We start from the raw sequence: 20259 nt of genomic DNA, 5'->3' as shown, positions 1-20259 counted from the left end.
TTCTCCAATAGCTCAGTCGGTAGAGCAATGGACTGTTAATCCATGTGTCCCTGGTTCGAGCCCAGGTTGGAGAGCCAATCAAGTCAAATTCAAACCCATTCCTTGTGAATGGGTTTTTTTATGATAAAAATCTGCGGATGCTTGATGTTTTAAGTTATCTATATTGTTTGGATATAACATGACGTTGCAATTTTCTGAGGCTCAACAGCACTTTCTTCAATTACAACAAACCATTGACCGTGAGCGAATTACACAGCTTGTGGAGAGCCACCAACAAGGCAAACTCCGTGCGGAAGATAAAAGCTATTATGAAGATTTGATTAGCCAATTTGTGGCATTGGTCAAACTACCCAATACGGCTCATCTTGCGATGCAACTGCTACCAGAATTTAAAATGACTGTACCTGTGCTATTGGACGGCATGGCATATCGAGCCTTACAAGACCAAGATGCCAAAGCCTGTGTATTTGCTTGTTATATGATTGACCAGTCGCTATTGGAGCGAGATTTAACGCCGTTATTTAATGTGGTGATTGAGCAAGGCACACCTGAACTTTGGGTGGAGTTGGTCAAAAAAGTCAATCATGCCCCTGCTGAACGCATTGTCGAGAAGGTGTATCAATGTGATAAAAGCGTACAGGATTTTTGGGAAAGTCAGATTCTTTGATTCATCCAATTTATCCATTTAATTCACCAAACTATTTATATAAAACAAGCGGTTGCTTGTTTATTGTCTATCAAGACATTACAATAAGATATCTATTTTAGGATGTTATCAAGGAATTGTTATGATTATCAGTAAAACTGGGATTGGAATAAAAACACGTAAAGCCAACCCCAACATGATACCTTTACACATTAAAATCACGGAAGAAATGCACGATTTATTGGGTGAAGTCGCCCAAAAGCATGGTTTTCCTCGGATTCAAGGCTTGATTCGTTTATACATTCGTCAAGGGTTGGATCGAGAAGATGTGGGTTATTCTTTGGCAAATGATAGTCGATTTTTGGCAAAGTTAAAACGCCAAGGTGTGAGTGATGACATCATTAATATGGCACTGCACCATGATGATATGGACAATGAGCAGAATTAAGCCTTATTATAGCCATTTAAATCGGATAGCCATAAGACGGATTTTGTAGGGGCATATTGCATACGCCTAAAATTTCAAAGCATTATTCTTAATTTAAACCACGATAAAACAATCCTCACAAAAAAACCCCAAAACGCTAAATTTGGGGCTTTTTAGTTTATACGATTATGGATTAATGTGCAGGTGGCACATTGGTAGCCCCATGAAGTGGAGGCAATGGATGACCATCTAAAGCGGCGGTTAAGCGGTCTTTATCCAAAGCATTTTCCCAACGAGATACCACAATCGTGGCACACGCATTGCCTGTTAAATTGGTCAAAGCACGACACTCTGACATAAAGCGGTCAATACCCAAAATCAATGCCATACCTTCGATTGGCACACTTGGCACAACTGCCAATGTCGCCGCCAAGGTGATAAAACCAGCCCCTGTAATCCCTGCCGCCCCTTTTGAGCTTAACATCGCTACTAGCAATAATGTCACTTGTTGACCTAACGTCAAATCAATATTACAGGCTTGGGCGATAAACAACGCAGCCATAGTCATATAAATATTCGTGCCATCAAGGTTAAATGAATAGCCTGTTGGAATGACCAAGCCAACCACTGATTTTTCACAGCCTGCTTGTTCCATTTTGTGCATTAATGATGGCAATGCCGCTTCCGATGAACTTGTACCCAATACCAACAACAATTCATCTTTGATATATTTAATCATTTTAATAATGGAAAAACCATTGTAACGAGCCACTGCACCTAATACCACCAATACAAATAGCAATGAGGTGATATAAAATGCCACCATCAAGAACATCAAATTACCAATCGAATGCAAGCCGTATTTACCAATGGTAAATGCCATTGCACCAAATGCACCAATCGGAGCGGCTTTCATCAAGATTTCAACGGCTTTAAATACAGGAATTGCCAAATCTTGGAAAAAAATCACCACAGGTCTGGCACGTTCACCGACCAACGCCAATGAAATACCAAATAATACTGATACAAATAGCACTTGTAGAATATTACCCTCAGTCAACGGACTAATCATGGTTTCTGGGATAATATTCATCAGAAAGCCAGTAATGGTGCTGTCATGGGCTTTTGCCACATATTCAGCGACTTTGGTGGCATTCTTGCCACTGGCTAAACTTGCAGGGTCGATATTTAGCCCAGCCCCTGGTTGCAACACATTAGCAACCACTAAACCTATCACCAATGCCAAGGTAGAAAAGGTCAAAAAGTACGCCATTGCCTTACCAGCGACACGCCCCACTTGCTTCATGTTGCTCATGCCTGCAATACCTGTGACCACCGTCAAGAAAATCACAGGAGCAATAATCATTTTGACCAATTTAATAAAGGCATCGCCGAGTGGCTTCATTGCCTCGCCAATACCAGGGGCGAATGCACCCAACAAAATACCCAAAATAATGGCAATCAACACTTGCACATATAAGATTTTATACCATTTTTGTTTTTTGGTTGGCTCAATGAGCACAGAGGTATCAATTGGTATCACAAAAGTACTCCTTTCGGCAGAATAAAAGGCAAATCATTATCAACACAGTAAACAAACCACAGATAATCGAAAGAATTAATCCATTACTAAAATTACGGAATTGTTTAAATGGGCTATTGTATCGTTACCAAATGTAAAATGGCAAGAAAAATTTTGTATTCTAAAATGTAAATCATTGATTTACATAACTATATAAAATAAAAATATATTTACAATACGCATACACAAAAAAAATAGCTTAAAAAGATAAAAAACACTTGCATTGCATTTAAAACTGTATATAATAGCCACCACAATTTGGAAGCGTGGCAGAGCGGTTGAATGCACCGGTCTTGAAAACCGGCAAGGGTGCAAGCCCTTCGAGAGTTCGAATCTCTCCGCTTCCGCCAAATATCAAAAAGGCTTAAACCAGCGTGTTTAAGCCTTTTTTTATGGTCAATTTTTCCTTGAATCCATTGTGTCAAACATGAATATCCTACTACTTCCCCCAAATCCTCAAACTTCCACTACCCCAACGACTATCACCCTCACCGACCCCACTTTAATCAAACACCTACACGAAACGCTCAAACTCCAAATCGGTGATAGCATCAAAGTTGGTATCACCAACGGCAATCTTGGTACAGCCATTGTGCAAGATTTAAACCAAACCAGTGTCACCCTTTGCCAAATCCACTGCCCTACGCCATTCCCTGCCAAATTGCCATTGACGGTGATTTTGGCACTGCCTCGCCCCAAAGTGTTAAGACGCTTAATCATGGATATGACGGCAATGGGTGTGCAGAAATTGATTTTGGTAAATAGCTATCGCACCGAAAAAAGCTATTGGCAATCGCCATTATTAGCCAAAATTGATGAGTATATCCATGAGGGACTACAGCAAGGCTGTGATACCGTGCCGATGCTCGTTGAATGTAAAAAACGCCTCAAGCCGTTTGTGGAAGATGAGTTGCCTGCGATGATTGATGGTAAACAGGCGATTATCGCCCATCCGTATGCCAATTCGCATTTTTCCCAAGTCTATCAAAGCGAGCAAGAAACAGTGTTAGTGATTGGGGCGGAAGGGGGGTGGATTGATTATGAAGTGGCGTTATTTGAAAAAATGGGCGTGCAATCGGCTCATATTGGTCAGCGGATTTTACGCACCGAAAATGCGGTGAGTGTGTTGTGTGGTATGGTATTATTGAAGCAAAATTGATAACAACAAATAACAATTTTCTAAACTTTTCTAAGTTTTATATAAATGACTTCGGTGTATGATAAACAGGTTTAATTTTTTATAAAAATAATAGTCCATCTTATAGGACTTATAGGAAGCCTTATGAACGCCAGCGATATAGTCAATAACGCCACTTTTATGCCCTTTACCGCCCCACCCTGCTCCAACGGTCCTTACCACTTTTATGACCGTGAATACTTTATCATCACCTACCGCACCGACCCAGCAAAACTCCGAGCCATTGTCCCAGAACCACTCCAAATCACCGATGATGCACTGGTAAGCTACGAATTTATCCGTATGCCCAACAGCACAGGGTTTGGCAACTATACCGAGTCTGGGCAAGTCATCGAAGTGATTGACGAACAAGGTCGCCATGCTAACTATACACATTGTATGTTTTTGGATGATTTTGGCCCTACCGCAGGCGGGCGTGAACTATGGGGCTTCCCCAAAAAAATGGCAAGTCCTGTACTAAAAGTCGATAATACTGATACACTTTTGGGAACACTTGATTATGGTAGCGTGCGAGTGGCGACAGGCACAATGGCGTATAAATATGATAACCTCGATAAACAAAAAGTCTTGGCTAGTATGCAAGATACGCCCAATTATTTGCTAAAAATCATCCCTCACGTTGACGGCTCGCCACGTATTTGTGAATTGGTACGTTACTTTTTGACTGATGTCACCGTCAAAGAAGCCTATACAGGCCCTGCTACGCTACAATTGTTTGACCATGTGATGGCACCTGTGTCACAATTACCTGTGCTTGAAATCGTCAAAACTTCACATATCATTGCCGATTTGACCTTGGCATTGGGGGAAGTGGCTCATGATTATTTAGATAGTAACAGCAAACAAAATAGAAGTAATTTTGATAAATAATTTCCAACAACCCATAAAAAAGGACACAACAATGGCAACACAACTCGCTACAACATTGACTGGTAAAGTCGCCCTAGTCACAGGCTCTGCCAGTGGCATCGGTAAAGACATCGCAGAAACTTACGCCAAAGCAGGGGCTGTGGTCGGTATTGCCGATATCAACCTCGAAGCCGCCCAAAAAACCGCAGACGAAATCATCGCCACAGGTGGCAAAGCCGTTGCGTTGGCAATGGATGTGACTGATGAAAAAGTGGTCAATGCAGGTGTCGAAAAACTGGTGAAAGAATACGGTTCGATTGACATTGTCGTTGCCAATGCAGGTATTCAAATCATCAATCCGATTGATAAATTTGAATTTAGCGACTGGAAAAAAATGCTTGCCATCCACCTTGATGGGGCATTTTTGACCACCAAAGCCGCCTTACCACATATGTATAAAGACAATCGTGGTGGCACGGTGATTTATATGGGGTCAGTGCATTCACATGAAGCCTCACCGCTTAAATCTGCTTACGTCACAGCGAAGCACGGTCTGTTAGGTTTATGCCGTACCCTTGCCAAAGAAGGCGGTCCAAAAAATGTACGTTCACATGTAATTTGTCCTGGTTTTGTCAGAACGCCATTGGTTGAAAAACAAATCCCAGAGCAAGCCAAAGAAAAAGGCATTAGCGAAAAAGAAGTGATTGAAAATGTGATGTTGGGCGGTACAGTGGATAAAGAATTTACCACCGTTGATGATATTGCACAGCTTGCCTTATTCTTGGCAGCCTTCCCAACCAATGCGTTGACAGGTCAATCATTTATCGCAAGTCACGGTTGGGCGATGAAGTAATTTGAGATAGACGTATAAAAAAATGGGCTATTTAGCCCATTTTTTTATACATCACCCAAATCATCAATCAAAATTTTGCCATTTTGGGTCGGAAATTCATTGTCAATCAACCGCACTTGTTGGTCAATCCGCATTTTCTCATTATCCCCCAACACATCAATAATCATCGCCAACTGTTGCTTGGTCGCATCTTGATACTGCTCGGCAAGGGTCTGTCCTGCCTGCCCTGCTTGCTTGGCTTGGGTTGGATTGGCAATCCACTCACCCAATACTGTTGCCAATGCCTCTTTATCATTGACTTGCTGTAACGCCCCCACTTGCTTTAGGCTATCAACCACTTGTTGGCAAGACTGGGTATGTTGCCCCATCACCACAGGTGTGCCGACAATCGCTGATTCTATCGGATTATGCCCGCCAATATTAACAAGCGAACCACCAACAATCGCCATATTTGCCAACGTATACCACACGCCAAGCTCGCCCATACTATCGGCTAAATACACGCTATCGGTCATACTTGGCTGTTGTTGCTGTGAGCGTCTGACGACCGTCATGCCTTGTTTTTGCAGTAATTCTGCCACTTCGTTAAAGCGTTCTGGGTGACGAGGGACGATGATTAACAGTAGGTTTTTATCAGTAAATTTGGTTTTGAGTTGCTCAAATACTTGTAATAACTGGCTTTCTTCATCGGCATGGGTACTCGCTCCCAAAATCACGGTGCGGTTTTCCAGTTGCCATTCTTTGCTTAGGCTATTTGCTCGCTGTATCATCAACGGATTGGCTTTGCTCGACCACTTGAGCGAACTTGCCATGCGGATTTTATCGCTGGTTGCCCCCAACTGGCGAAAGCGTTTTGCCGAATCCCCATCTTGGGCGATGATAAGGCTAAGATTTTCCATCATACTTTGGCTAAGTTTGGAGGCCTTGGCATAGCCGTTAAAGGACTTTTCGGACAGCCGTCCATTGACCAAAATACTGGCAATTTGGCGTTGTTCAAGTTTGGCAAGCGTGGTCGCCCAAAGCTCGGTTTCGACAAATAACGCCCCTATCGGCTGTACATGGTCTAAAAATTTATCAATGATTTTGCCATCATCAACAGGTACAAAGCTGTGGTAAACCATGCCATTGGCAATGTCGTTTGCGAATAATTCCTCGACCCTTGCAAAACCTGTATGCGTGGTATTGGTCAGCCACAGGGCGTAGCCTTCTGCCAATAAGCCTCGCAAAATCGGCTCGGCGGTGTTGGTTTCGCCCAATGACACGGCATGGCACCAAATGATGGGGCGATTGGTGTTAAGCGTTGGGTAGTTTTTGCCAAAGCGTTCATTAACTTCGTTGGGCAAGGTTTTTTTGGTGGCAAGTTTGAGTTGGTATAACGGCTTTAACAGCGTGATGGCAAGGCGATAGTAAAATGGGGTGGCGGACATGGGCGGTTCTGATAGCTAGAAATAATGCCCGCCATTGTAAAAAATGGGGGAAAAAATAGCAATAAAAAAAGCCTTTTTCAACATATCGAAAAAGGCTTTTAATTTTAATCAATTTCAATTCAAAATTATTGATTTTTCCAACGCTCTTGCGACTCTTTAATCACCGCTTTGGCTTCTTCGATATCGCCCCAGCTTTCAACTTTGGTCGTGCCTGCTTTTTTCAAATCTTTATAATGATTGAAATGGAACTCGATTTGTTTAATCAATTGCTGTGGTAAATCCGCTAACGTATTGATTGCATTACCGTTATTGCGGTCATCCGCAGGTACTACCACTACTTTATCATCCACTTCGCCATCATCAACAAACTTCATCACGCCAATCACTTTGGCTTCCATAAAGATACCAGTTGGTAGTGGGGTGTCAGTGATAATCAATGCATCTAGCTCATCGCCATCTTCATCAAGCGTCTGTGGGATAAAGCCATAATTGGTTGGTTTGGCAAATAATTGTGGCTCGACACGGTCAAGTTGCATCACGCCAAGTTTGCGATTCCATTCGATTTTGTTGTTTGAACCTTGTGGGATTTCGATAACTACGTTAATGATACCGCCGTCCACATCGCCTGCGTCCAAGATTTGGTTAAAATCTGCCATGAGAAGTTCCTTTTTGTTGGTAAAAGTTGTATATAAAAATTAAATGTGAAAGTGGATTGATTATAGCAAAGCTTTGACGGATACTCTAGGGCAAGGGAGGATTTCTCTTATGCCAAAAAATGCTAACAATATGCTAAATTGAGCAAATCCCATGAACTAACCCATAAGATAAGGATATCGTTACACATGAAGACCAATCCCATTTCGTTGCCTACCCTCGACCAATTATTAATAAACGGCAAGCCCCAATTTGGGGTTTTTAGGCGGGTCAATCATGTGAATTATTTGGACTATCCCAGCCATCGCCTCTCGCAAAAACCGCTTAAGCAATGGCAAAAATGGCTTGCCACCAACCAGTTTTGTTTTATTCGTATCAGTCAGCCACCCTACCAGATTTGTGTAGCAATCGCTACGATTAAGCTTGCAACGACTTGTTTTTGCTATATTTATGATGAAAACACGCAATCCATAGTGATTGATGAACAGCTCGCCCCTTTCACCCTAAATACCAAACTCAATCAATCACCTTACACAGGAAAAATGGCGTTTGTTAATAAAAAATCCCAAGTCAGTATTGAGTTTTTTGAGCATCATTTTGACATTAGCATTCACAATAAATTGGTGCAATTACAAGCGACCGCCCAACGCTATGCCGAGCCGTTAGCCGTGTGTAGTCCTGCAGGGCGACATGGGTGGGTGTTTACCCAAAAAGAAGTGGCAAATCAGCTAACAGGGCAATGGCAAATCAACAACAATGCTAGTTTGTCTAGGGATTTTTCAACCAATGCGTTGCTGAGTTTGGATTGGACGATTGGCTATATGCGACGAGTGACGACTTGGTTTTGGGTGAGTATTCATGGGTTTTTGCACGATGGGCGACAGTTTTCGCTCAATCTTGCCACAGGGGTGAATGAGTCGGGTACGAGTGAAAATGCGTGTTGGATTGATGGCAAGATTGCTTATTTGCCTGCGGTGATTTTTGAGCGTGAGCGTCAAGCATCCATGCAACCGTCCATGCAATCAGCCATGCAAGCTTGGCGGATTTATCATCAAAATTTGGGTTGGTCAGATGTTGATATTAACCTCACTTTCACCCCGATTCACTGTTATCAGAAAAATGACCGTTTTGTGGTGATAGACAGTATTTTTGAGCAATGGGTGGGGCATTATCGTGGTGAAATCAGGCTTGGTGAGGAAGTAATACAGATTGATAATCTGCTTGGATTGGCGGAAGACCACTATGCGAAATGGTAAGGCAAAATGGTAAATTTTATTACTTTTCCACAAATTGCTGTTTGTCTTTAAACATACATTCTTGAAATACAGGGCATTTACCACATTCTGGGCTTCTCGCCTTACACGTATAACGCCCATGCAAAATCAAATAATGATGAGCATCAATGATATAATCCTTCGGAATCCGCTCAATCAGCTTATCTTCCACCTCTCGCACGTTTTTGCCAGTTGCCAAACCTGTACGATTTCCCACTCGAAAGATATGCGTATCCACCGCCATTGTTGGCTGTCCAAAGGCAGTATTTAGCACCACATTGGCGGTCTTTCGCCCAACCCCTGCAAGGCTTTCGAGGTCGGTTCGATTGCTTGGCACTTCACCACCAAATTTCTCGACCAAGTCTTGACAGCATTTGATGACGTTTTTGGCTTTACTGTTAAACAGTCCGATGGTTTTGATATAGTCTTTTAGCCCCTCTTCGCCCAAATCCAAAATCGTTTGTGGCGTATTGGCGACTGGGAATAACTTGGCGGTAGCGAGATTCACACTGACATCGGTAGCTTGGGCGGATAAAATCACGGCAATGAGTAATTCAAAATTACTGGTGAAATTAAGCTCGGTTTCGGGTTTGGCAATGGCTTCAGAAAGTTTTTGGAAAAACGGTAAAACGTCAGCATTTTTCATTCGCCGTGAGGGTGGAGTTTGGGCTGTTTTGTATTTGACGGTTAAAGCCATAATATATTAGTTCTGCAACATAAATTTTGATAAAATTATAACCGATGACAATCATTTTGGCGATTCTAGCCAGTGTTTTCACGGTTTTTTTATTGTATTGAGTATTTTTGATGACCTATCCAAAGCTTTGCTTAGTGGTTAAATATGCTTGTTATTCAAAAGTTGCTTGCATGGTTTTTCTATCATAATCCAACAGATAGTGATTAAATTTGTGATAAAGTTCGGTAAGCCGTTGATGATTTTTCCCAACCACATCCATGCCCCTATCGTCATAGGGAAAAGCCATGATTTGCTTGTCACAGTCGAATAAATAGACCGCACAATGCGGATTTGGGCGTATTGAGCCAAAATCTGTCGCCAATGCACACCAAAGGATATTTTTTAGCAGATTAACTGGTATTTCAAATGCCACAGTAAGCCAAGCAAGTTCAGTATCTTCCATGTCTCTATCAATCCAGTATTCATGCGATTTTGGAATACGAATACCTGCTAAAGCAAGTTCTGTCAAAACGGTTCGATAAGCAAAAATATTGGGTTGTTGCAACGTGCGTAAACACACCATAATAGATTGATTATCGTGAAAAATAGCTTGGCAAATTTCATTGGCTTTTGTCAATGCCCGCAAAAACTGCTCAAGCATTGTGCCACCTTCAGATAATTCAAATCTCAAACCGCCATGATAGGTATAAAATAACGGTCTATTGAAAACCTGCTCGCCAAAGGTGTGAAAAATTGTATTTTTTATCGTCATTTTATAATCGCAAAATTATGCTAACGCATTTAATTGTTGTTGTAAATTTTCCAAATCCACGTGTTTCTTTTCATCAAACCTAACCGCCAGTTGCTTCTCTAACTTTTTAATTTGTGTGCGTAATTTGGCGGATTCAATCGCATTTTTGGCTTGGTTTTCATCCACTTGCACGCTGATATCATTGAGTTTAGCCTGCACCATACTCACCACAGGGCGAGCGTTGGTATTGTCATTGACTTGGGCTTCAATCCGCTCAAGATGGGCATAATACCGCTCACGCAAATCCGCCTGTTCCGCCACTCGCTCCGCCTCGCTGATGGCTCTTGGGTACGCCACAAGGTCGATACAATCGACAGGACAAGGGGGCAAACACAACTCACAGCCTGTACACAGGTCAGTAAAAATCGTGTGCATCCGCTTACCACTACCGATAATCGCATCGACAGGACAGGCAGGAATACACTTGGTACAGCCGATACAGTCATCCTCTCGAATCACTGCTCGCATTTCGGTAGGTCGGTGAGTGTTGGGGTCGGTCGCCCATTTGGAGGGTTCGACAGGTTGGCGTTGACGATGCAATAAATCAGCAAGTTGGTCGGCGATTGGTTGTCCGCTAGGGACGCATTTATTACAGGCTTCGCCATTCACCACGATGGCGGTGGCATACGGCAGACAGCCGTCAGCGTGTCCGCACAGTCCGCATTGGGTTTGGGGGAGTAGGTTGTCGATTTGGGTGATTAAATCCAGTTGTTCATTGGATAAGGTATTGAATGCCAAACTGTCAAATAGCCTTGGCAGTTGGGAAAGTGGGATTTTCTGTGGCTCTATGGCTAGCGGTGCTTCGGTTGACATGTGGTATTTTTTAAGTAACTGAACTAATTTCAATTAGTATTTGATGAACCCCCTCTAACTCCCCCTTAACAGGGGGAGAACTGCTCCCTCCCTTGATAAGGGGAGGGCTGGGGTGGGGTCATCGCAAATTAACAACATTATTGAAATAAGTATTTAATTTGAGGTTAGTGTGTATTTTAAAATACCGCATTATAGCAAACTTGAAGTTTATAGCGGTAATACCATTTCAAATGCCACCACTTCGCCATTTTCTATCACGTCATTTTTTAGCAAAAACCCTTGTGCTTGATAAAATTCTTTGGCAGTTTTGGTTGATTCGAGATAAATTTGGCTCAAATTTTGATTTTTTGCATAATCACAAATCGCATTTAGCATGGCTTTACCCACGCCTTTGCCTTGATGGGTTGGCAAGACATAATTGAGTAATAACTCCCCTTTTGGCGATAGCATGGCAACGCCGACAATGTTTTTATTACCGATGTTTTGATTATCCAAAGCATTCACTGCATAATTTTGCTCAAGCCAAGTTCTGACATTATCGGCGGTTTTATTGGCTGTCCAACTGGCGATTTCGATAGGGTCATCGTGATGGTCGGCATGACAGGCACGGATACTGTCACAGATGACTTGGGCGATGATTTCGGCATTGGTGGGGTTGGCAGGTTTTATCATTTTAGGGATTCTTTTACTATTTTATCAAAGAATGGAATTTGCATTTTTCACCATCTCAATTAACTGATACGCAATCGTCCCTTTCGGTGGGATTTTTGGTAAATTATCAAACGCAAAAAAATCCGCATGAATCAACTCATCTTCTTGGATTTTTACCTCACCACTGACATAATCAGCGACAAATCCTATCATCAAATTCGATGGAAACGCCCAAGGTTGGCTCGACATATAGCGAAGATTAGCCACCTGCAAGCCGACTTCTTCCGCCACTTCACGATGCACGCATTGCTCAAGGCTCTCCCCCACTTCGACAAATCCTGCAATCAGCCCATACATCCCACTATCTTTAGCTCGATGGTGATGAGCGAGTAGGATTTTCGGCACGCCATTGTCATGTTTTACAATCGCTGTGATGATACACGGCTGAATGCGTGGGTATTGATGATAGCCACAATTGGGGCAAACCGTAGCATTTTCAGAGGTATGGAAATGCGTTGGCGTGCCACAGCGACTACAAAAATGATGGTCATCACGCCAGCGTAATAGTTGCATGGCTTTGGACAGTTGGTTGGCTTGTTCATGGGTCAAGTCCGCAATCAACTGGCGAAATGGGCGAAATTCAAAGCCATTTGGCAAGGTCAGCCCATGCTCGATAAAATCGGTATAATGCACGGCATAAATGTCATTAGGAGAATTATCCGCAATCTTGACGGCTTGGGGTGGTAGGTTTTCGTTATTTTCACACGAATAAAAAAACACAAGTCCGCCAATACAGGCGAACTTGTCGTTATCCACAATCAGTAATTGATGACGCATAAGTTAGGCAACCATCAAGTTTTGCAAGCTCTTTTGACCGACTTTAATAGCGTGGTGTCCTGCAGGTTTATGCACTTCTAAGCTTTCGAGGTAGTAGTCCGCCGCCGTGACGACATCGGCAATTTTTGCCAATTGTTCTGGTGAGATGCCTTGCGAGCCATTTTGCACCAACATATCCATATAGCTACTGGCACGTTTTAGCAGTTGGCTTGAGCGTGGTAGATTCAAGAAGCGACACGCCCCAGAGATATTTCGCATCATTTCTGGTACGTTGATTAGGTTCATCACATCACGGTTTGGGTCGTTGCTATATTCATTGAAGGCATTTTCGATATTGGCGGCCGCCATACGGCTTTCTTTGATAAGGGTGGTATAGGCGGTATCGAGTTGGTGAAGTGAGATATGTTTGTTGTATAACGGCAAGGTCGAAGCCCCCGGTGTGTGGCTTTTTGCCAAATAAATGGCGGCGTTTTCGGCAACCATCAGACTTTCCAATAGTTTATCAAAATCTTGTGGCGTGGGCTGTGACCAACCTTTGACCTGCTCAATCTGCTGACGCAAGGTATTGCTAGCATCGTCTAGGTCTAGGGTTTTGAACACAAGGCTTAATGTGTCCATGTGTTCAATCATGGTTTGGATTTCGGTGTCGCTAGAGGCGATGTTGTCTTGGCGTGCGTAGTTATCACTGGCGGTTTTGACCATGTCAATTTCTTCTTGAATGATATTGTTCAAGGTCACGGTAGCTTCACGGTCAGGTCCAAATAGGAAGCGTTTCATTCCTGCCAACTGCTCGGTATCAAGACTATTGCCAGAAAAACGCTGTTGCACTTTTTTGGCAATGTCGCTATCTCGACTGCTTGCAAAACGCACCAAATCTGCAAAACGTGCATCATTAATCGGCAGGTAGTCATTGAACTGTTGTTCAACAAAAATTAACGCACGTTTTTGGGTATTGGTCAAGGGTAATGCTGTTGCCAAATCCGATACCGCCGCATCCGCAGATTCCCAAAATAAGCTATCTGAATGTTTAGAAATCACTTCACAGGCTGACTGCATGGCTTTGAGTTTTTGTAATTCGCTTGGGTTGGTCACTGGGGCTTTGGCACTTAATGCCACGCTTAACCCTGCACGATAGGCTTCAACCAAGGTTTTACTGGTAATACCAAGCTCTTGTAATGATTGGAAATTTTGTTCTGGATTGGCAATAACAAGACTACTGTATTTGGTGTTGGTCAGTTGCTCAAGGGTCAATGGGGCTTCGCCAAGGCGTTGTTTGAGTTTATTAATAATTGGCAAAATCAGCGAGGGTTCGATGGTTTCTTTGAGTAGGACAAACTCGATATAGCGTCCCAATGTCATAATGCCTTCAGAAATGTCCATGACCAATTCATTATCATCATCATTGCGGGCATCATACAGTTTTTGTAGGCTTTGAGCCAACGCATAAGCCAATACCGCCCCTTCTTCCAAGCTAATCAAGCGTAGCACTTTACACACTTGGGTCAAAGTTTCGACTGAATCGAGCAATAAAGGTGCTTGACTGGTGTCATCATTAAACTCGCTCAAATGAGCCTCAGCATCACTTAACGTGACTTCGATTTCTTGACGTAATAAATGTAATGAAGGCAAGTCAAAGTTAGTGGCGGTCAGTTTTTTGGCACGATTGGCTGTTTTCATGGAATATCCTAAGGTTATTATTTTTAACTAGACAAATCTTTGAACATAATATAACACAAGGTTTTTACCTCGTCTGTATTAACTTGACATATTTTCAGCTTGTGGCTCAACCAAGCCCCAGTGCGTTGCCAGTTGGGGATTTTTGGCTTTTAGTTGGTTTAGCCATGCCAAATGGGCGGTTTCATCGCTCTCGCTTGCCCCAAAATACGCCACAGGCTCGCTAAAGGTTCGATGACTAATATACCCCATACCATCCGCCATGTCATCATCAATTGCCAGACTGACTTGACCGCCTGTCATGGCAAGATACACTTCGGCTAAAATCTCGGCATCGAGTAACGCCCCGTGAAAAGTACGGTCTTGTTTACCGACATTAAGGCGTTTGACCAGTGCATCAAGGGTGTTTCGCTGACCTGCATATAGCTGTTTGGCAATCGCCAAGCTATCAGTCACCGTCACCTGTTGGGTGATATTGGCTAGCCCCATCCGCCCAAACTCGGCTTGTAAAAAGTTCATATCAAAGTTGGCGTTATGGGCGATTAGCTCCGCCCCTTGCAAAAACGCATATACCGCCTCGCCCACCTGCTCAAAAGTCGGCATAAAATCCAAAAATTCATTATAAATGCCGTGGACTCGAATAACCTCTTCATCCATCTGCTTGAGCGGATTGATATAAACGTGGAGTTTTTCACCAGTAAACTTGCGGTTAATCAGCTCCACAATACCAATTTCAATAATACGGTCGCCATTTTGGGCATCAAAACCTGTGGTTTCGGTATCAAGAATCAACTGGCGATTGGCAACCCCTGCATTTTTGGCAAAGGGTAATAACGGCACAAATGACGAATTTGGGCTAGTCGTATTGCCATCGAATACAGGTCGCTGGGCTAATAGCGTATCATCTTGGGCGATAAATACTTGTTTTTCATTGAGAAAATTGACAAAATTTTGCTGATTAAATAACGCAGGGCGATAAATCACTTCAGCAACATTTTCGCCGTCATTGTTAGCATGGTTGGCTGATGTGGCTTTTTTGCCAACCGCTACCGTAGCAGGGCTAGCGGTTTCTGGCATTGGCTCTATTACTGGCTCTATCACTGGCTCAAAGTGTGGCTCGAATTGTTGTTCAAACGGTGGTTCAAGGGGTGGCTCAAACAGTGATTCAACTGGCGTTTGAAAGGGTGGCTCAACCATCGGCTCGAAGTGAGCAGATGCAACGTTAGTAGACTCAAGTTCGATGGGGTCTAAGACATCAAATAAAATATCATCTTCGGCCAAATACTCGCTATCATCCATCAAATTTTCATCATCTTGTTCATTGGTTATCATCGTTTTGACCCATGTTTTCGGCAAATTATCAATACCTTGGTTTGCCAGTTGGTCGGCATATTCATTGCCTGCATGACCTGCATGACCTTTTACCCATTGCCAGTCGATTTGGCGATTTTGACAAGCTGTATCAAGGCGTTGCCATAAATCAGGATTTTTGACATTTTTCCAATTTTTGGCTTTCCAACCTGTCATCCATTCAGTAATGCCTTTGATGACATAACTGGAATCTGACCAAATTTGAATTGGCATATCAGTTGGGCTATTTTCCAAAGCAACAATCGCCCCCAACAGCTCCATACGGTTATTGGTGGTATTGGCTTCACCACCGCTCATGTCGATTTGGTCGCCATTCGGCAAGATAATCACCGCCCCAAATCCACCTTTTCCGGGGTTGCCTCGGCACGCCCCATCGGTATAGGCAAGCACAAAATTGGGCTGGGGTTGTAACAGATGTTTGGGCATAAATAGACTGATAAAGAAATAGCGAAAATTACGGTTAGTATAAGAAAAAAACCCAAAAAAATCCACGTCAAAGCGATTATAATAGCCCAACTGACTGATAAAGCTATGTTAATGGAAAAATATGATGTCGATTGCCGATTTGCCTAAAAATTCACTGCCTACCCCACGCCAACGAGCCTTGGCAAAGCGATTGCCGATAATGCTAATCAGTTTTATGGGCGTGGGCGGTTTGGTCGGCTGTCAACAAGCCAAACAACCCTCACAAACCGCTGAAAGCTCGGCTCAAAGCCAAAATACCAATGCTAATATCGCTAACAATGATAACCTTGTCGGTTGCTATACGGTCAGCCATAGCGAGCCTGCACAAATCAAAATCAGCAAAGCAACTACCAATGGTGACAACAATAATACTGACGGCTATGCCATGCAGATGCGACAATTTAACGACCCTAGCAAAGACTGGGACAAGCCAGAACCGATGCAAGTCTTAGCAAATAACAATAGCGACATCCAAAAATACTTTGACATCAAAGCTGACGAAAATAAATATTTGGAAAAGGTCATCGCTCGCCCAGACCGTATGTTTGTATTGGCAAAAGTCACTGAAGGTTTTGCCAATTTAAACCCACAATTTGACAGCCCTTACCTTGGCTACATTTATAAAGGTAGCAATACCGTATATAAAGTCAGTTGTGATAATACACAGCAGTTGTAATACATAATAATTTTGCTAAACCCCCTCTAACTCCCCCTTAACAGGGGGAGAACAGTTCCCTCCCCTGTTAAGGGGAGGGCTAGGGTGGGGTTATAAATATTGGTAGTTTGAACCTTATTAGGAAAAACAATGAGTTTTATTCAATGGTTAATACTAGGATTGGTGGCGTATGCCAGTGGGTTTGGTGTGCGTCATTACCGCTATGACGGCAAAACCCCCAGTCGTGAACGTGTGATACAATTTAGCCTAGCGTGTTTTGCGGTGGCTGTGGTGGTATTTACCGCCATCAATTTATTGGGGTTAAAAAAAGCCCTTGACCTTGCGTTTATTGGCGTGTCGAGCCTTGTTGCCACAGGGATTTTTTATTATGGCTTGACCACCGATACCAATAACACCATGCAATTGCCTGATTGATGGCTTTAAGGCTTATCGTAGGGTGTGTTAGCCGTCTTTTTAGCGTAACCCACCGAAGCCTTATTAAATTTAAATGTGGGGTTACGCATTTGCTAACCCACCCTACAAAATAAAAAACAATAATAAGGAACACCGCCATGCCAACCTCTTTATCTCGCCGTGGTTTACTCAAATCCAGCCTTGCCTTGACCGCTTTGGCAACCCTTAACAGCCGTGCCGATTTAAGTATCGGTGGGCAGACCATCAGCCAACCGCCCATGACCACTGGTGATAGTTTTGGCGAGGTGACAGGCAACAGCACAGGCGAAGCCAGTTGGGGTGAGCCGAGTGTACCAACTTTTGACTTTGCTACCATCAAAGCCAACTGCGAGGCATTAAATGGGCGTGGCGTGCCAGTCCATTTACTTGCTCCGTCTGGGTTTGGCAGTGATGAACAACGCAATCTATTGGCTATCCATCGCCTTACCCAAGCAGGGTTTTATATTTACAATCCAGAAGTGATTAGTCGGCGTTATTTACGCTTTGCAGGGTCAGATGCCGAACGCTTGGGCGATATCACTGCCCTACTCCATCAGCCTGTGGCGGATTTGCCCAAAATCTTGCTCGGGGTACGAGGGGGTTATGGGGCAATGCGATTACTGAACCGTCTATCCGACAGCCAATGGTATACCTTGACCCAAAAGCTAAAACAACGTGGCACACTGTTGATGGGGTTTAGTGATTTTACGGCGGTGCAGTTGGCGATGTTTGCTCAAGGCGGTTTGCCGTATGTGGCAGGATGTATGCTCGGCAGTGATTTTGGTAAAGCCACGGTCAATAGAGACACTATCCAAAGTTTTATCAATTTATGTCAACAAAATCAACTCACCATCCAAATCCCCGAAACGCAAAATTATGGTATTAAGCCACGTCTGACAGGCAAGCTATGGGGCGGTAATTTAAGCGTATTATCGGCAATGGTCGGCTCGCCCTATATGCCAAAAGTGGATAATGGGATTTTGTTTTTGGAAGACACAGGCGAACAGCCATACCGCATTGAGCGGATGCTTCAGACCCTGTCACTGTCTGGAGTATTAGCAAAACAGCAAGCAATTGTGTTGGGTAAGTTTAATTTTAGTGGCATTAGTGATGCTTACAATGGCGATTATACCTTTGATACGGTGCTAAGGGCGATACATGAGGCGACTCGCCTGCCGATTTATACGGATTTTCCATTTGGTCATGTGGCAAGGCGAATCAATGTGCCGTTGGGCGTGCCTGTGACGCTTGAGGCGATTGGTAATGGCTATCAAGCGACTTTTAATGAATTTTATAATTTGAAAAATGAAAAAAACTTTGGGAATTTGGATTTTTCAAAATTATTGATGTAAAAAACTTAGGACTTACGCAAAAGAGCTATCTGTAGGTTGGGTGGAAGAATGACACCCAACATAAACGATTGAAAATGTTGGGTTTCGCAAACTCAACCCAACCTACAATACTTTTGATTTTAAACACTGGGCTTATGCAATAAGCCCCTACAACATCACAAACAATAGACCTCTTTCCAAACCACAAAGTAGCGTGGGTTAGCAAAGCGTTACCCACGATATATTGTGTTAAAAATCAGATACGGAAAGAACTTTAACAGGCTATTTTTTGGCTTTAAAATATTCTATTGTTATCATGTGATTTCGCAAATTTCCCAATATTCGCTTCAATATTTTTAGCAATATTCAGATAATATTCGGCAAATTCATCATTTACTAACACAGACGGCTCGCCCTTGTCCGCTTGCTCACGAATCCCTTTAGCAAGTGGCAACTGCCCCAATAACGGCACTTGATAATTTTCTGCCATTTTTTCACCACCGCCCTCACCAAAAATCGCTTCGGTATGACCGCAGTTGCTACAAGTATGCAACGCCATATTTTCCACCACGCCCAGCACAGGAATGGCAGTTTTGCGGAACATCTCAATGCCTTTTTGTGCATCCAACAACGCAATGTGCTGTGGGGTCGTCACCACCACCGCCCCAGTCACAGGAATGCGTTGGGCTAGGGTCAGTTGAATATCGCCCGTCCCTGGTGGCATATCAATCACCAAATAATCAAGGTTTGGCCAGTTAGTTTGGTTATACAGTTGCATCAACGCTCCAGTGGCTTTCGCCCCACGCCATGCAATCGGCGTATTGTCATCGGTCAGCAAACTACCAATCGACAGCATCGGCATGCCTTGTGCATCAATCGGCACAAACTGCTCATTTTCTAACGTGGGTTGCACGCCTGCCACGCCTAGCATGGTTGGTATGCTAGGGCCATAAATATCGGCATCCAGTACGCCGACTTTTTTGCCAAGTTTTTGCAAGGCTAAAGCGATATTCACGGTCGTCGTGGACTTGCCAACACCGCCTTTACCAGAGGCGACCACGATAATGTGCTGAATACGTGGGTGTGGTGTTAAGTCACTTTGAGCGGTGGCTTTTTTGGTGATTGGTGGTTCGTCTGTTTCGGTGGTGTGGGCTTGGGCTTGAGCTTGAACTTTTTTGGGTTGGGGCATGGCGTTGGTAGTTTTTGGTAAAGTTTTGCTATCGCCTTTTTGAGGATTTTCTGTTTTGAGTTCTGCTTTGAATAACGTCACGTTCATGTTAATTTCGGACACGCCCAATAAATGCAAGCGTTGGCTTAATTCGTGGTGGATTTGCTCGGCATTGCAGTCGTCTGGTAGGCGTAAATCAAGGGTTAAAACCGTGCCGTTTTGCGTGGTTTTAGTCAAAAACTCACTCAAGGGCGTGCCATTGACAAGGTGGTTTTGTAGCACGTTGTCAATTTCGGCTTGATTTAAGGTAGGTTTATTTTTTTTAAAGTTAAACATGGGAATCTCTTTTTTTGGCAAACATTTTATCAAACGTAGGCTTAACTTTAGCCCAGCAAATTTGGCAGTGTTGTTGAAAGCTGGGCTAAAGCCACAGCCTACAACGAA

General features: G+C 43.3%; 20 protein-coding genes and 2 tRNA genes. 11 read left to right on the top strand and 11 right to left on the bottom strand.

Annotated features, from left to right (window positions below; all coding sequences use genetic code 11):
* Window position 1 precedes the first annotated feature (1 nt).
* The 3 genes from ACK1U4_RS04760 to ACK1U4_RS04750 all read left to right on the top strand — a co-directional run bounded on the left by ACK1U4_RS04760 (window position 2) and on the right by ACK1U4_RS04750 (window position 1094).
* Window positions 2–77, top strand: a tRNA-Asn gene (locus ACK1U4_RS04760).
* Window positions 78–178: 101 nt separating this feature from the next.
* On the top strand, window positions 179–667 hold the full coding sequence (locus ACK1U4_RS04755) for a hypothetical protein (RefSeq protein WP_419400253.1): 489 nt from the start codon (window positions 179–181) through the stop codon (window positions 665–667).
* Window positions 668–788: 121 nt separating this feature from the next.
* Complete coding sequence (locus tag ACK1U4_RS04750; protein WP_419400254.1) at window positions 789–1094, top strand: CopG family transcriptional regulator; 306 nt, start codon at window positions 789–791, stop codon at window positions 1092–1094.
* 172 nt (window positions 1095–1266) lie between these two features.
* On the opposite strand, the gene ACK1U4_RS04745 is transcribed toward ACK1U4_RS04750, so the two are convergent.
* Entirely contained in the window at window positions 1267–2616 is a 1350-nt protein-coding gene (locus tag ACK1U4_RS04745; protein ID WP_419400255.1) for a dicarboxylate/amino acid:cation symporter, read from the bottom strand.
* Window positions 2617–2915: 299 nt separating this feature from the next.
* On the opposite strand from ACK1U4_RS04745, the gene ACK1U4_RS04740 reads away from it, so the two are divergent.
* The 4 genes from ACK1U4_RS04740 (at window position 2916) to ACK1U4_RS04725 (ending at window position 5555) form a co-directional block, all read left to right on the top strand.
* Window positions 2916–3005 (top strand) — tRNA-Ser (locus ACK1U4_RS04740).
* 77 nt (window positions 3006–3082) lie between these two features.
* A complete protein-coding gene (locus ACK1U4_RS04735; protein WP_419400256.1) occupies window positions 3083–3814 on the top strand; it encodes a 16S rRNA (uracil(1498)-N(3))-methyltransferase in 732 nt (243 codons plus the stop codon).
* Window positions 3815–3937: 123 nt separating this feature from the next.
* Window positions 3938–4723, top strand: coding sequence for an acetoacetate decarboxylase (locus ACK1U4_RS04730; RefSeq protein ID WP_419400257.1), 786 nt, complete (start codon window positions 3938–3940; stop codon window positions 4721–4723).
* Between the two features lie 31 nt (window positions 4724–4754).
* The gene (locus ACK1U4_RS04725; protein WP_419400258.1) at window positions 4755–5555 is read left to right on the top strand and encodes a 3-hydroxybutyrate dehydrogenase; all 801 of its coding nucleotides are present in this window, start codon (window positions 4755–4757) and stop codon (window positions 5553–5555) included.
* A gap of 44 nt (window positions 5556–5599) precedes the next feature.
* On the opposite strand, the gene ACK1U4_RS04720 is transcribed toward ACK1U4_RS04725, so the two are convergent.
* Together ACK1U4_RS04720 and ACK1U4_RS04715 are read right to left on the bottom strand one after the other, a co-directional pair.
* Entirely contained in the window at window positions 5600–6982 is a 1383-nt protein-coding gene (locus ACK1U4_RS04720; protein ID WP_419400259.1) for a 3-deoxy-D-manno-octulosonic acid transferase, read from the bottom strand.
* A 125-nt stretch (window positions 6983–7107) separates the two neighbouring features.
* Window positions 7108–7638 carry an inorganic diphosphatase gene (locus ACK1U4_RS04715; RefSeq protein WP_419400260.1) on the bottom strand — a complete coding sequence of 177 codons (531 nt, stop codon included), beginning with the start codon at window positions 7636–7638 and terminating at the stop codon, window positions 7108–7110.
* Between the two features lie 186 nt (window positions 7639–7824).
* On the opposite strand from ACK1U4_RS04715, the gene ACK1U4_RS04710 reads away from it, so the two are divergent.
* Window positions 7825–8892: a DUF2804 domain-containing protein gene (locus ACK1U4_RS04710; protein WP_419400261.1), complete on the top strand. Its 1068-nt coding sequence runs from the start codon at window positions 7825–7827 to the stop codon at window positions 8890–8892.
* Between the two features lie 19 nt (window positions 8893–8911).
* On the opposite strand, the gene nth is transcribed toward ACK1U4_RS04710, so the two are convergent.
* From nth to dnaQ, 7 genes are all read right to left on the bottom strand, one after another.
* On the bottom strand, window positions 8912–9607 hold the full coding sequence (gene nth / locus ACK1U4_RS04705; protein ID WP_419400262.1) for an endonuclease III: 696 nt from the start codon (window positions 9605–9607) through the stop codon (window positions 8912–8914).
* Window positions 9608–9758: 151 nt separating this feature from the next.
* Window positions 9759–10358, bottom strand: a complete 600-nt coding sequence (locus ACK1U4_RS04700) for a DUF3885 domain-containing protein (protein ID WP_419400263.1) — start codon at window positions 10356–10358, stop codon at window positions 9759–9761.
* Between the two features lie 15 nt (window positions 10359–10373).
* Complete coding sequence (locus tag ACK1U4_RS04695) at window positions 10374–11210, bottom strand: RnfABCDGE type electron transport complex subunit B (protein ID WP_419400264.1); 837 nt, start codon at window positions 11208–11210, stop codon at window positions 10374–10376.
* Window positions 11211–11417: 207 nt separating this feature from the next.
* Complete coding sequence (locus ACK1U4_RS04690; protein ID WP_419400265.1) at window positions 11418–11882, bottom strand: GNAT family N-acetyltransferase; 465 nt, start codon at window positions 11880–11882, stop codon at window positions 11418–11420.
* Between the two features lie 24 nt (window positions 11883–11906).
* Complete coding sequence (nudC, locus tag ACK1U4_RS04685) at window positions 11907–12698, bottom strand: NAD(+) diphosphatase (RefSeq protein ID WP_419400266.1); 792 nt, start codon at window positions 12696–12698, stop codon at window positions 11907–11909.
* Between the two features lie 3 nt (window positions 12699–12701).
* Window positions 12702–14375, bottom strand: a complete 1674-nt coding sequence (locus tag ACK1U4_RS04680) for a hypothetical protein (RefSeq protein WP_419400267.1) — start codon at window positions 14373–14375, stop codon at window positions 12702–12704.
* Between the two features lie 78 nt (window positions 14376–14453).
* Window positions 14454–16169 carry a DNA polymerase III subunit epsilon gene (dnaQ, locus tag ACK1U4_RS04675; RefSeq protein ID WP_419400268.1) on the bottom strand — a complete coding sequence of 572 codons (1716 nt, stop codon included), beginning with the start codon at window positions 16167–16169 and terminating at the stop codon, window positions 14454–14456.
* Between the two features lie 121 nt (window positions 16170–16290).
* Between dnaQ and ACK1U4_RS04670 the strand changes: the two genes are divergently transcribed.
* The 3 genes from ACK1U4_RS04670 to ACK1U4_RS04660 all read left to right on the top strand — a co-directional run bounded on the left by ACK1U4_RS04670 (window position 16291) and on the right by ACK1U4_RS04660 (window position 18668).
* Window positions 16291–16884, top strand: a complete 594-nt coding sequence (locus ACK1U4_RS04670; protein WP_419400269.1) for a hypothetical protein — start codon at window positions 16291–16293, stop codon at window positions 16882–16884.
* A 129-nt stretch (window positions 16885–17013) separates the two neighbouring features.
* A complete protein-coding gene (locus tag ACK1U4_RS04665) occupies window positions 17014–17298 on the top strand; it encodes a hypothetical protein (RefSeq protein ID WP_419400270.1) in 285 nt (94 codons plus the stop codon).
* A gap of 137 nt (window positions 17299–17435) precedes the next feature.
* A complete protein-coding gene (locus tag ACK1U4_RS04660; RefSeq protein ID WP_419400271.1) occupies window positions 17436–18668 on the top strand; it encodes an LD-carboxypeptidase in 1233 nt (410 codons plus the stop codon).
* 274 nt (window positions 18669–18942) lie between these two features.
* Here ACK1U4_RS04660 and apbC read toward each other — a convergent pair whose 3' ends face one another.
* On the bottom strand, window positions 18943–20151 hold the full coding sequence (apbC, locus tag ACK1U4_RS04655; RefSeq protein ID WP_419400272.1) for an iron-sulfur cluster carrier protein ApbC: 1209 nt from the start codon (window positions 20149–20151) through the stop codon (window positions 18943–18945).
* Window positions 20152–20259: the final 108 nt, after the last annotated feature.

Origin of the sequence: Moraxella sp. TY6 (assembly GCF_048551375.1) — a bacterium.
Lineage (GTDB): Bacteria > Pseudomonadota > Gammaproteobacteria > Pseudomonadales > Moraxellaceae > Faucicola.
Note: the sequence above shows the minus strand (reverse complement) of the source record. Positions and strands in the feature narration are given on the sequence as shown.